The following is an 11,777-nucleotide window of genomic DNA, read 5'->3' on the forward strand; positions in this document are numbered from 1 at the left end:
GCCCGGCATTCTACCAACGAACGGGAACCCTCCCCTCATGTCCGTCGATTCCGCGCAGCTCGCCGACGATCTTCGTCGCGCCGCGTCCATTTCCCGCTTTCTCGCGCGCATGCTCGACAGCCGGCCATGGCTCGCCGACCGGCTCCTCGGGTCGCTCACGCGACCGCTCGACGGCGACGCGATGGAGGCCTTTCTCGACGAGCACGGCACCGACGAATCGTCCTTGCGCGCGAGTCTTCGCCATCTGCGCACCTGGGTGATCTGCCACGTGATGGTGCGGGATCTGGCCGGGCGTGCCGATCTCGCCGAAGTCACCGGGACGATGTCGCTGCTCGCCGAAGTCACGATCCGCCGCGCCGAGGAAGTGCTGCGCGCGGCGCTCGTCGCCCGCTATGGCGCCCCGCTGTCGCAGACCGGCTGGGAGCAGGAGCTCCTGATCGTCGGCATGGGCAAGCTCGGCGGGCGCGAGCTGAACGTATCGTCGGACATCGACCTGATCTTCATCTATCCCGAGGATGGCGACACCGGCGGCAACAAGGTGATCAGCAACTTCGAGTTCTTCGAGCGGCTCGGCAAGCAGCTGATCCAGGCACTCGCCGAAGTCACCGAGCACGGGCAGGTGTTCCGCGTTGACATGCGGCTGCGCCCGAACGGCGACTCGGGCCCGCTGGTGTGCTCGTTCGACATGCTCGAGAACTACTTCATCACGCAGGGGCGCGAGTGGGAGCGCTACGCGTGGATCAAGGCGCGGGTGCTGGCCGGCGAGCGCTACCACGAGCTCGAACAGATCGCCCGCCCCTTCGTGTTCCGCAAGTACCTTGATTACGGCTCGATCAACGCGATGCGCGCGCTGCACGCGCAGATCCGCCGTGAAGTCGCGCGTCGCGACCGGGTGCACAACATCAAGCTCGGGCCGGGGGGCATCCGCGAGATCGAATTCGCCGCGCAGGTTTTCCAGCTGATCCGCGGCGGGCGCGAGCTGGAGCTGCAGGTCCGTCCGACCCTGAAAGTGCTCGCACTGCTCGGCGAGCGCGGCATTCTCGCGCCGCAGATCGTCGATGAGCTCACCGAAGCGTACGACTTCCTGCGCCGGCTCGAACATCGGCTGCAGTACCTCGACGATGCGCAGACGCACGACCTGCCGACGAACGACGAGGATCGCGAGCGCATCGTCCGCGCGATGGACTTCCCCGACTGGGACGCGCTGATGGAAGTCGTCGACCGCCACCGCTCGGCGGTCAGCCGGCATTTCGACCACGTCTTCGGCGACCCCAGCGAGGAAGCCCACACCCTCGACAGCATGTGGGCGTCGGCCGGCGACGTGGACCACGCCGCGCCGATCCTCGAACGCCTCGGCTACGCCGACCCGACGGCAGCGGCCCGCCGCCTCGCGGCGATGCATTCGAGCACGCGCTACCAGCAGCTGCCGAACCACATCCGCAGCCGGCTCGACGCGCTGATGCCGCGCGTCGTCGAAGTCGCCGCGGCGACGTCCGGCCCCGACGATACGCTGTCGCGCTGCCTCGATCTCATCGAAGCGATCAGCCGCCGCGGCGCCTACCTCGCGCTGCTGCAGCAGTACCCGCAGGCGCTGCGCCGCGTCGCCGATCTCGTCGCCGCGTCGCGCTGGGCCGCGCAGTACCTCACGCGCCACCCGATCCTGCTCGACGAACTGCTCGACGACCGGAATCTCCACACCGCGCCGGACTGGGACGGCCTGCGCGTGCGCCTGCGCGAGACGCTGGAGAGTTTCGAACCGGACATGGAGCGGCAGATGGACGTGATGCGCGAGCAGCATCACGCGCAGGTGTTCCGGCTGCTGACGCAGGACATCGCCGGCCTGCTGACGGTCGAGAAACTCGCCGACCACCTCTCGGCGCTCGCCGACCTGATGCTGGAACTCGCGGTCCCGCTCGTCTGGCGCAAGATCAAGACGCGCCATCGCGACGCGCCGAAGTTCGCCGTCATCGCGTACGGCAAGCTCGGCGGCAAGGAGCTCGGCTACGCGTCGGACCTCGACCTCGTCTTCCTGTTCGACGACGCGCCCGAAACCGGCGAAGTTTACGCGCGGCTCGCGCAGCGCCTCAATACCTGGCTATCGAGCCAGACCGCCGCGGGCATCCTGTTCGAAACCGACCTGCGGCTGCGGCCGAACGGCGAGGCGGGCCTGCTCGTGACGTCGGTCGAATCCTTCCGCCAATACCAGCTCGAATCGGCGTGGGTGTGGGAGCACCAGGCGCTGACGCGCGCGCGCTTCGCAGCCGGCGACGCAGCGATCGGCGCCGCGTTCGAAAGCATGCGCTGCGACGTGCTGCGGCTGCCACGCGATCTCGGCACCTTGCGCGCGGAGGTGCTCGCGATGCGGCGCAAGATGAGCGACGCCCATGCGGGAAAGAGCCCGCTCTTCGACCTGAAGCACGACGCGGGCGGCCTCGTCGACGTGGAGTTCCTCGTGCAGTACCTCGTGCTCGGCCACGCGCACGCGCATCCGCAGCTCACCGGCAACCTCGGGAACATCGCGCTGCTGCGCATCGCCGGCGAGATCGGCCTGATTCCGGCCGAGCTCGCGGCTCGCTGCGGCGACAGCTACCGCCTTCTGCGCCGCCTGCAGCATCGCCAGCGGCTCAACGGTCAGCCGTCCCGGGTCGCGCCCGACGAAGTCGCCGCCGCACGCGAGCCGGTGAAAGCGCTGTGGGCGTCGATCTTCGGCGACGCGCAGGACGACGGGAATTGAAATATTTCAAGATGCGCCGGCAAGCATGACGGCGCACCGCGGCGCCGCTAAGATCGCCCTCTTGGACTACCGGCCGGTCATCCAATGAGCCAGGAAATCGAACTCAAGCTGAGCCTTCCGCCGAGCGCGCTGCCCGCGCTGCGCCGCCACCCGCTCTTCACGGGCGGCGCGAAACAGGGCGACGCGACGGTGCTCGACAACACCTACTTCGACACGCCCGACCTGGCGCTGAAGGCGCGCAAGGTCGCGGTCCGCACGCGCCGGCAGGGGCGCCGCGTGCTGCAGACGGTGAAATGCGCGACCGAATCGGTCGGCGGACTGACCGCCCGGCCGGAGTGGGAGCAGGCCTTCGCGGGCAAATTCGACTTCTCGGCGATCGACGCGCCGAAAGTGCAGAAGCTGCTGCGGCGCCACGAAGCCGAACTCGCGCCGATGTTTACGACGCGTTTCCGGCGTGAAACCCGCCTGTACGAATCGGACGGCGCGCGCATTCTGATGATGATCGACAGCGGCGAAGTGATCGCCGGCGACCGCCGCGAGCCGATCTGCGAACTCGAACTCGAACTCGTCGAAGGCAGCGCACGGGACCTGCTCGAACTCGCCCGGCGCCTTGCCGACGACCTTCCGCTGTGGCCGAACGACGCCAGCAAGGCCGAGCGGGGTTTCCGCCTGCGCCTCGGCGAGCCCTTGCAACCGGTTTCCGCGTCGGCGCCGCCGATCGATGGCATCGAGAATCCGCCTGAAGCCTTTCGCACCCTCGCGTTCTCGTGCCTGCGGCAATGGCAGGCGAACGCCGCGGGCGCGGCCGTCGACGGCGACCCGGAGTTCGTGCATCAGCTGCGCGTCGCGCTGCGGCGGCTGCGTTCGCTGCTCGCGCTGTTCGCGCCAGTACTGCCCGCCGAATTCGTCGTCGAGTGGCGCAACCGTCTGAAGGAAAGCGCCGATCGGTTCACCGAAGTCCGGGATCTCGACGTGCTCCACGACGAGATCCTCGCGCCCCTCGCCGCAAAAGCCAGGGATTACGGGATCGATCGGCTGCTCGAACTGGCACGAGCGACAAATACGGAGGCGCGCGCGGCCGCTCACGATGGGCTCGCTCCGGCGCAGGGTCGCCTGCTGATCGATTTCACGGCGGCGCTGCACTCGCTGACGCCGCCGGACGGCAGCGCCGATAGGGACCTGAGGAGCTTTGCGCACACGCAGCTGAAGTGCCTGAACAAGAAGGCCCGCAAGCGTCATGCCGCGGCCCACGATTGCACCCCCGCGCACCTGCACGCGCTGCGACTCGCGGTCAAACGCCTGCGCTACGCAGTCGAATTCTTCGCGCCGCTGCTGCAGGGGAAGGACGGCAAGGGCTACCTGCGCGCACTGTCGAAGGCACAAAGCCGCCTCGGAGTCGTTCACGACATCGATGTCGCGCGACAACGCCTCGCGAACTGGGCGAACGAGGATTCTCAACGGGCGGCCGCTGCCGCGTTCGTCTCCGGCTGGCATGGCCAGCGCCAGCGGCGGATCGCGCGGCGCGCACTGCACGACCTCGAAGCGCTGTTGTCCCGTACGCCGAACTTGCGCGACTGAATGCACGTGGCCCCTCGTGGGCACTGTCATCGGCACGCAATCGGGGGCGCGCATGCTGCGGCGTTTTTTGGACGGAGCCGGCAATGGATCTGCTGCTATGGCGTCATGCGGAAGCGGTCGAGGGGAGCCCCGACGCCGCACGCGAACTCACGGAACGCGGGCTGAAGCAGGCGCAACTGACGGCCGCGTGGCTCGAAGAGCGGCGCCCGAAACGTCTGCGCGTCCTCGTCAGTCCGACCTTGCGCACGCGGCAAACGGCCAGCGCCTTTGCGCGCGAGTTCGAAATCGTTCCTTCGCTCGGCCCCGAAGACGGCGTCGCCGACATTCTCGCGGCGACCGGCTGGCCCGATTCCCGCGGCGCCTGCCTCGTCGTCGGCCACCAACCGGCGCTCGGCCGCCTCGCCGCGCTGCTGCTGTCGGGCACCGAGGCGGACTGGACGATCAAGAAGGGCGCGCTGTGGTGGTTCACGAACCGGGTTCGCAACGGCGAGACGCAGACCGTCCTGCGCGCGGTCGTGGCGCCCGACCTCGTGTAAGCTCGAGGACCTTCCCCAATTCGGGCATCGGGAAACGGGCATGCGCGATCTTGCGCCGCACAACGGAGCGATTCCTGCCTACACTGTCGCTCATCGCCCCGACAGGCAGCCCGCCCATGAATGCACCGATCGCAAACGGCACCGTGCGCGTCATCGACGGAGAAGAGCGAGTCTTCTACGACGGTTACTGGATCAAGGCCTACGATCCCCCCGCCGACACGCTGCGAGCGAAAAAACAGCTCATCGAAGCGCTGACGCGCCGCCTGTTCAATCACGTCGAACACGGCATCAACATTCCCGGCCGGCGCCTGGATGAAGCCCGGCGCGCGTACGAAGCGGAATCCGATCCCGAGCGCAAGCGGGTCAAGGGCGCGATGCTCGCCGGCGCGTTGTTCAATCGCGCGGCCGACATCTTCAACAAGCTGATGGAGCTGCAGGAGCTCGGCGTCGAGATCGACGACGACAACGCGCTGATGCGCGAGTGCGGCGTCTGTCTGCAGGAAGCGCTCGACTTCGGCCGCGGCGTGCTGCACCGCAGCGGAGAGGAAGGCATCGACGAACTGTGGGGAGAGCCTTTCCGCGCGTTCTCGATTCCGGTCGACGCGTTCTACGAGAGCCGCTACATCAAGATCGCCCAGACCCTGCGCGACATCGACCGGATCGGTGACATCATCGTGAAGACCTTCGCCGGCCACCGGCTGTTCGAAGGCATCGAAGAGCTTGCGACGCGCTTCACCGAGGCGGCGAAAATCAAATGCGAGACCCTGCGCACCGACCCGGCGATTTTCGACGTCTGGGCGGATTTCGCGGTCGCGAGCGAGCGGCTCGGCGCGTTCGCCCCGCGACTCGCCGGCGCGACCTCGGCCGAAGATCTGCAACTCGCAACCGACGGCCTGCGGCTGATCATCCAGGGCCGCGACCTCATTGGCTACATCACGCGCGCGCGCGTGCCGATGCCGAAGAGCACCCGCGAGTATTTCGAGGCGTGCGCGCACTACCTCCGCCGGCTTCACGAACGCTACCGGCCGTCGCCGAGCGCGTCGTGACGCCGCACGCCGGGTAGTGGCAGCCGATCCGTCCGCGATCGACCGCCGCCGCCCGCTTCAGACGATCACGCCGCCGCCGAGGCACACCTTCGATTCGTATACGACGACGCTCTGCCCCGGCGTCAGCGCCCATTGCGGCTGCGCGAACACGATTTCGGCGCGCCCACCGGCGACCGATTCGATTTCGCACGGCATGTCGGGCGTGCGGTAACGGGGTTTCGCGGTATAGACCCAGTGGGTGTGCGGGTCGCGCCCGCCGATCCAGTTCAGGTCCGCCGCGGTCAGCCGAGCCTTCAGCAGCGCCGGATGCTCATGCCCCTGGACGACATGGAGCACGTTCGCCTTCACGTCCTTGCCGGCGACGTACCACGCATCATGCTCGCCGGCCTCGTCCTGCCTGCCCTTGATGCCGCCAATGTGAAGCCCCTTGCGCTGCCCGATCGTGTGGTACATCAGCCCCTGGTGCTCACCGACGACGCGATCGTCGTCGAGCGAGCGGATCTCGCCCGGCTTGGTCGGCAGGTAGCGCATCAGGAACTCGCGGAACGGCCGCTCGCCGATGAAGCAGATCCCGGTCGAATCCTTCTTCTCGGCGACGTGCAGGCCGGCGTCCGCGGCGATCTTGCGCACCTCGCGCTTGTACAGGCTGCCGAGCGGGAAAAGCGTCTTCGCGAGTTGCTGCTGGTTCAGCCGGTACAGGAAGTAGCTCTGGTCCTTCGTGCCGTCCTCCGCTTTCAGGAGCTGGAACTCGGAGCGCCCGTCATTGACCCACTCGCGCACCTGCGCGTAGTGCCCCGTCGCGATCCGCTCCGCGCCGAGTTCCATAGCGTGGTCGAGGAAGCAGCGGAACTTGATCTCGGAGTTGCACAGGATGTCCGGGTTCGGCGTGCGCCCGGCCTCGTACTCGCGCAGGAAATCCGCGAACACGCGGTCCTTGTACTCGGCCGAGAAGTTAACGACTTCGAGGTCGACGCCGATCACGTCGCACACCGACGCGACATCGACCAGGTCCTGGCGCGTCGAGCAGTATTCGTCGTCATCGTCGTCCTCCCAGTTCTTCATGAACAGGCCCACGACGTCGTACCCCTGCTGCTTGAGCAGCAGCGCGGTCACCGACGAATCGACGCCGCCGGACATGCCGACGACCACCTTCATTCCGTTTGGATCGGTCTTACTGGACATTCGGTCCTTCTCCATTCATCCATTCTTGCAGCGGCAGCACGACCGCGGGCTCACCGTGCTCGACGAACCAGCTGTCGACGACAAAACGCCGAGCCACGGGCTGCGCCGGCTGCACCTCGGGCTCGCCGGCGCGCGGGAATTCCTCGTCATTCTGACAGTCGCACCGCGCGAGCAACAGCGGCTCGCGGCCGCGTTCCCGCTCGGGGGCGGGCGCCGTCTCTTCGATGACCGCGGAAAAATGCTGGAAGATGAGCCGCACGCGTCGTGCCCGCTCCGCAACGCGGTGAAACCGCAGCCATCCGCGCGACTCCAGCAGAGAGAGGAAGCGCCCGGTCGTCGTCGAATGGTCGATGCAGTCCATGCGTCCGTTCGAGCCGCCGTCGAGGTAATTGCCGCCACGGTCGGCGGCGACCGGCGATTGCCGGCCGGCGATGCGGTACATCCGGCCGACGGCCGCCGCGACCGCGTCGCGTTCGGCCGCCGCATCGGGCGCATCGGCGAGCAGCGCGCGGATTTCCGCGAGCTGCGCGTCGGAAAACCTGACCCGCGCGCCGCCGGTGCAGCCGTAGTTGAAGCAGACGTCCACCGACTCCGCGCCTCGCGCGACGAGTGGCGCGACGAGAATCAGCACGAGCAGCAGGCCCCGCATGGGTCGCCGAAGTCAGGACGAGTAGTGCCGGATCAGCTCGAGCGGATAGCGCCGCCCCGCGATCCAGTCGTCCACGCATTGCAGCACGAGCGGACTGCGATGACGATCGGCACACGCGCCGAGCTCGTCGCGCGTCATCCACAGCGCGCGCACGATGCCGTCGTCGAGCTTGCGATCGGACGCCCCGCCGACGACGCTGCCGCCAAACGCGAACCGCAGGTAGGTGACCCCGCCATTGGGCACCTGCCACTGGTACATGCCGACGAGAAACGCGGGCTCGAACCGGTGCGCGGTCTCCTCGAGGGCTTCGCGGACCGCGGCCGCGACGAGCGATTCGCCCTCTTCGAGGTGTCCCGCGGGCTGGTTGAAGCGCAAGCCGTCGGCGGTTTCTTCCTCGACGACGAGAAACCGGCCGTCACGCTCGACGACCGCCGCAACCGTCGCATTCGGCTTCCAGGCTCTGTCCATGGCTGAACTCTTCAAAAGCCGCGATTTTACCGTGCGACAGATGTTCTCGCCGGCGTTCGGCCGCGCGACGCGAAAGAGGCGGAACTCCGGGCGGGGCTGCGGACGTCACAATGCCCCATCTCCGACCTCGACAGCGCCCGGCCCGACCAGGAATCCGGGCAACGGAGCCCGCTCGAAATCGGCCAGACCTACCGCCTTTGCGCTAAAATCGCGAGCTTTCGCTCGCTTCTCGCGCGAGCACCTTCACCCCTCTTATCCCGCTGGAGAACTGCAACATGTCCATGTCCGACCGCGACGGTTTCATCTGGCAGGACGGCAAGCTCGTGCCTTGGCGCGAGGCGACGACGCACGTCCTGACCCATTCCCTGCATTACGGCCTGGCCGTTTTCGAGGGCGTACGCGCGTACAACACGGACAAGGGCACTGCGATCTTCCGTCTCGCCGAGCACACGCAGCGGCTGATCAACTCGGCGAAGATCTACCGGATGGCGATTCCGTTCTCGAAGGACGAACTGATGGAGGCGCAGAAGGAGGTCGTGCGCGCGAACAAGCTCGAATCCTGCTACCTGCGTCCGCTCGCGTTCTACGGCTCGGAGAAGATGGGCATTTCGACGCGCGGCGCGACGGTCCACGTTGCGATCGCCGCCTGGCCGTGGGGCGCCTACCTCGGCGAGGAGGGTCTCGAGAAGGGCATCCGCATCAAGACGTCGTCGTATGCCCGTCACCACGTCAACGTCACGATGCCGCGCGCGAAGATGTCCGGCAGCTACGCGAACTCGATCCTCGCGAACCTCGAGGCGACCGAGGACGGCTACGACGAAGCGCTGCTGCTCGACACGCAGGGCTTCGTCGCCGAAGGCTCCGGCGAGAACCTCTTCGTGGTCAAGGACGGCAAGATCTACGAACCGGAAATCGCCTCGGCGCTGACCGGCATCACGCGCGACTCGGTGATCAACATCGCCCGCGAGCTCGGCCTCGAGGTCGAATCGCGCCGGCTCACGCGCGACGACCTCTACATCGCCGACGAGGCATTCTTCACCGGCACCGCCGCCGAAGTCACGCCGATCCGCGAACTCGACAACCGTGTGATCGGCGAAGGTCGCCGCGGTCCGATCACGACCAAGATCCAGTCCCGCTTCTTCGATATCGTCAATGGCCGCGCCCCGGAATACGCGCGCTGGCTCGCTTACGTCTGAGGATTCCTTCATGGCCGAAACCCACGACAAGATCCAGTCGATCGCCGTCACCGCCCACGACCTGCCGCTGCACTGCCCGCGCCCCGGCGCGCCGCTGTGGGCGCAGCATCCGCGCGTGTTCCTCGACGTCCTGAAGACAGGCGAAGCGGTGTGCCCGTATTGCAGTGCCAAATATGTCTTCACCGGCGAGCGTCCGAAAGGTCATCATTGAGACCTTCGCTGCGACGGCTGGTCGAATGACCGGAAGGGGGCGGAGACGCCCCCTTCCCTTTTCGACTGCCGAATTTTCGACCGACTCAAACCGCCCCGAGCCCTTCATCGTGAGCAACAAACCGATCTTCACCTCGGCCGCCGAAGCCGAAGCTGCCTTCTATGACGCGATCACGAAATCCGACCTCGACGCACTGATGGCCGTGTGGTCCGAGGACGAAGAAGTCGTCTGCGTGCACCCGGACAATCCGCGCCTCGTGGGCCTTGCCGCGATCCGCGAATCATGGCGGCAGCTTTTCTCCGGCAACGTGAAGATCAGCATCCGCACGTCGCACCGCGTCGTCACGGCGAATCCGCAGCTCGAAGTGCATAACGTCGTCGAGCACATCGCGGTGGAAGGCGAGAAACGGCTGCAGCCGCCGATGATCGCGACCAACGTTTACATCCGGGGCCCGCTCGGCTGGCGCCTCGCCATGCATCACGCATCCGCCGCCCCCGACAGCCTGCACGCCGGCCGTCCCGACGCGCCGCGAATCGTCCACTGACCCCTCCCCCGCCGGGCACGTCGACCGGCGCGCCGAAGGCCGTCACCAAAACGGCCCAGGGCGCGAATTTCCGTTGTCGAGCCGACCCGCACACCCGCAATTTGAAACGAAGCTCGCCATCGAAATCCCGCTGACGCAGGCGTCTGCGATAATCGCGGCAATTTTAACTGCGAGGACACGATACGAGATGACAGCGACCCGCTACGCGCCGCCCGCCCCCGAGATCTTCAAGGCCTACGACATCCGCGGCATCGTCGGCAAGACGCTCACCGCCGATGCCGTGCGCGCGATCGGACACGCGCTCGGCTCGGAAGCCCGCACGCGATCGCAGCGCGCGATCGCCGTCGGGCGCGACGGCCGCCTGTCGGGACCGGAGCTCGCCGGCGCGCTCGCCGACGGCATCCGCGCCGCGGGAATCGACGTGATCGACATCGGCTGCGTGCCGACGCCGCTGACCTACTTCGCCGCGTACCACCTCGGCACGGATTCGTGCGTCAGCGTCACCGGCAGCCACAATCCGCCGGACTACAACGGGCTGAAGATGGTCCTCGGCGGACAGACGCTGTACGGCGATCTGATCCAGGACCTGCGCCGCCGCATCGTCGATAACGATTTCGTGCATGGCGGCGGTGACCTGCACGAGGAAAACGTCGTCGACGCCTACCTCGACCGCATCGTGTCCGACGTCAGACTCGCACGGCCGATGAAGATCGTTATCGACTGCGGCAATGGTGTCGCCGGCGCGGTGGCTCCGGACCTCTTCCGACGCCTCGGCTGCGAGCTCGTCGAACTTTTCTGCGACGTCGACGGCAACTTTCCGAACCATCACCCCGACCCGTCGAAGCCGGAGAACCTGCAGGACGTCGTCCGCGCGCTGCGCGAGACCGACGCCGAACTCGGACTCGCGTTCGACGGTGACGGCGACCGGCTCGGTGTCGTCACGAAGGCGGGCGACATCATCTTCCCGGACCGCCAGCTGATGCTGTTCGCCGCCGACGTGCTGTCTCGCGTCCCGGGCGGCGAAGTGATCTACGACGTCAAATGCACGCGCAACCTCGCGGGCTGGATTCGCGAGCACGGCGGCAAGCCGACGATGTGGAACACCGGTCATGCGCTGGTGAAGGCGAAGCTCAAGGAGACCGATGCGCCGCTCGCCGGCGAGATGAGCGGCCACGTCTTCTTCAAGGAGCGCTGGTTCGGCTTCGACGACGGCCTTTACGCCGGCGCACGCCTGCTCGAGATCCTGTCGCGGTCCGCCGACCCGAGCGCAGTGCTCGACGCGCTGCCGGATGCGATCAGCACGCCCGAGCTGAACATCAAGATGGCCGAAGGCGAGCCGTTCGAACTGGTGCGCAAGTTGAAGGAGTCGGCGCGCTTCGACGGCGCGAACGAGGTCATCACGCTCGACGGCGTCCGCGTCGAGTACCCGGACGGCTTCGGCCTCGCGCGGCCGTCGAACACGACGCCGGTCGTCGTGCTGCGCTTCGAAGCCGACTCGAAGGAAGCCCTCGCCCGCATCCAGGCGGACTTCCGCCGCGCGATCGAAGGCGTCTGGCCCGGCGTTCAGCTGCCGTTCTGACGGGCGCGTCGAATGCGGTAACGGGACGGCCCGACGGGCCGTCCCTGCTCCCGA

11 protein-coding genes are annotated in these 11,777 nt (G+C 67.3%); 8 read left to right on the forward strand and 3 right to left on the reverse strand.

The genetic code is table 11. The annotated features are described in order from the left end of the window. Nucleotides 1-37: 37 nt before the first annotated feature. From glnE to ROZ37_RS00135, 4 genes are all read left to right on the forward strand, one after another. The gene (gene glnE, locus ROZ37_RS00120; protein ID WP_312656519.1) at nucleotides 38-2,734 is read left to right on the forward strand and encodes a bifunctional [glutamate--ammonia ligase]-adenylyl-L-tyrosine phosphorylase/[glutamate--ammonia-ligase] adenylyltransferase; all 2,697 of its coding nucleotides are present in this window, start codon (nucleotides 38-40) and stop codon (nucleotides 2,732-2,734) included. An 84-nt stretch (nucleotides 2,735-2,818) separates the two neighbouring features. Continuing rightward, a complete protein-coding gene (locus tag ROZ37_RS00125; RefSeq protein WP_312656520.1) occupies nucleotides 2,819-4,312 on the forward strand; it encodes a CHAD domain-containing protein in 1,494 nt (497 codons plus the stop codon). 83 nt (nucleotides 4,313-4,395) lie between these two features. Then, nucleotides 4,396-4,848 (forward strand): histidine phosphatase family protein, encoded by a 453-nt coding sequence (locus ROZ37_RS00130; RefSeq protein ID WP_312656522.1) that lies wholly within the window; start codon nucleotides 4,396-4,398, stop codon nucleotides 4,846-4,848. Between the two features lie 116 nt (nucleotides 4,849-4,964). After that, nucleotides 4,965-5,894, forward strand: a complete 930-nt coding sequence (locus ROZ37_RS00135) for a hypothetical protein (RefSeq protein WP_312656523.1) — start codon at nucleotides 4,965-4,967, stop codon at nucleotides 5,892-5,894. A 57-nt stretch (nucleotides 5,895-5,951) separates the two neighbouring features. On the opposite strand, the gene mnmA is transcribed toward ROZ37_RS00135, so the two are convergent. Genes mnmA through ROZ37_RS00150 form a run of 3 tightly spaced genes read right to left on the reverse strand, consistent with a single transcriptional unit; the run spans nucleotide 5,952 to nucleotide 8,193 of the window. Further along, nucleotides 5,952-7,049 carry a tRNA 2-thiouridine(34) synthase MnmA gene (mnmA, locus tag ROZ37_RS00140; RefSeq protein WP_312657469.1) on the reverse strand — a complete coding sequence of 366 codons (1,098 nt, stop codon included), beginning with the start codon at nucleotides 7,047-7,049 and terminating at the stop codon, nucleotides 5,952-5,954. Between the two features lie 16 nt (nucleotides 7,050-7,065). Further along, entirely contained in the window at nucleotides 7,066-7,725 is a 660-nt protein-coding gene (locus ROZ37_RS00145) for a hypothetical protein (protein ID WP_312656524.1), read from the reverse strand. A gap of 12 nt (nucleotides 7,726-7,737) precedes the next feature. Further along, nucleotides 7,738-8,193, reverse strand: coding sequence for an NUDIX hydrolase (locus tag ROZ37_RS00150; protein ID WP_312656525.1), 456 nt, complete (start codon nucleotides 8,191-8,193; stop codon nucleotides 7,738-7,740). 275 nt (nucleotides 8,194-8,468) lie between these two features. Between ROZ37_RS00150 and ROZ37_RS00155 the strand changes: the two genes are divergently transcribed. The 4 genes from ROZ37_RS00155 (at nucleotide 8,469) to ROZ37_RS00170 (ending at nucleotide 11,723) form a co-directional block, all read left to right on the forward strand. Further along, nucleotides 8,469-9,389 (forward strand): branched-chain amino acid transaminase, encoded by a 921-nt coding sequence (locus tag ROZ37_RS00155; protein WP_312656527.1) that lies wholly within the window; start codon nucleotides 8,469-8,471, stop codon nucleotides 9,387-9,389. Between the two features lie 10 nt (nucleotides 9,390-9,399). Further along, complete coding sequence (locus ROZ37_RS00160) at nucleotides 9,400-9,600, forward strand: zinc-finger domain-containing protein (protein ID WP_312656529.1); 201 nt, start codon at nucleotides 9,400-9,402, stop codon at nucleotides 9,598-9,600. A 109-nt stretch (nucleotides 9,601-9,709) separates the two neighbouring features. Next, nucleotides 9,710-10,144: a nuclear transport factor 2 family protein gene (locus ROZ37_RS00165; RefSeq protein ID WP_312656530.1), complete on the forward strand. Its 435-nt coding sequence runs from the start codon at nucleotides 9,710-9,712 to the stop codon at nucleotides 10,142-10,144. A 187-nt stretch (nucleotides 10,145-10,331) separates the two neighbouring features. Continuing rightward, nucleotides 10,332-11,723, forward strand: a complete 1,392-nt coding sequence (locus ROZ37_RS00170) for a phosphomannomutase/phosphoglucomutase (protein ID WP_312656531.1) — start codon at nucleotides 10,332-10,334, stop codon at nucleotides 11,721-11,723. Nucleotides 11,724-11,777: the final 54 nt, after the last annotated feature.

Source organism: Aromatoleum sp. (genome assembly GCF_032027225.1).
Classification (GTDB): domain Bacteria; phylum Pseudomonadota; class Gammaproteobacteria; order Burkholderiales; family Rhodocyclaceae; genus Aromatoleum.

Bases quoted from the DNA above. Each gene is read 5' to 3' on its own strand.
- ROZ37_RS00145 (WP_312656524.1), bottom strand. From the start codon at position 7,725: ATGCGGGGCCTGCTGCTCGTGCTGATTCTCGTCGCGCCACTCGTCGCG.
- ROZ37_RS00155 (WP_312656527.1), top strand. From the start codon at position 8,469: ATGTCCATGTCCGACCGCGACGGTTTCATCTGGCAGGACGGCAAGCTC.
- ROZ37_RS00130 (WP_312656522.1), top strand. From the start codon at position 4,396: ATGGATCTGCTGCTATGGCGTCATGCGGAAGCGGTCGAGGGGAGCCCC.
- ROZ37_RS00135 (WP_312656523.1), top strand. From the start codon at position 4,965: ATGAATGCACCGATCGCAAACGGCACCGTGCGCGTCATCGACGGAGAA.
- ROZ37_RS00150 (WP_312656525.1), bottom strand. From the start codon at position 8,193: ATGGACAGAGCCTGGAAGCCGAATGCGACGGTTGCGGCGGTCGTCGAG.
- ROZ37_RS00125 (WP_312656520.1), top strand. From the start codon at position 2,819: ATGAGCCAGGAAATCGAACTCAAGCTGAGCCTTCCGCCGAGCGCGCTG.
- ROZ37_RS00160 (WP_312656529.1), top strand. From the start codon at position 9,400: ATGGCCGAAACCCACGACAAGATCCAGTCGATCGCCGTCACCGCCCAC.
- glnE (WP_312656519.1), top strand. From the start codon at position 38: ATGTCCGTCGATTCCGCGCAGCTCGCCGACGATCTTCGTCGCGCCGCG.
- mnmA (WP_312657469.1), bottom strand. From the start codon at position 7,049: ATGAAGGTGGTCGTCGGCATGTCCGGCGGCGTCGATTCGTCGGTGACC.
- ROZ37_RS00170 (WP_312656531.1), top strand. From the start codon at position 10,332: ATGACAGCGACCCGCTACGCGCCGCCCGCCCCCGAGATCTTCAAGGCC.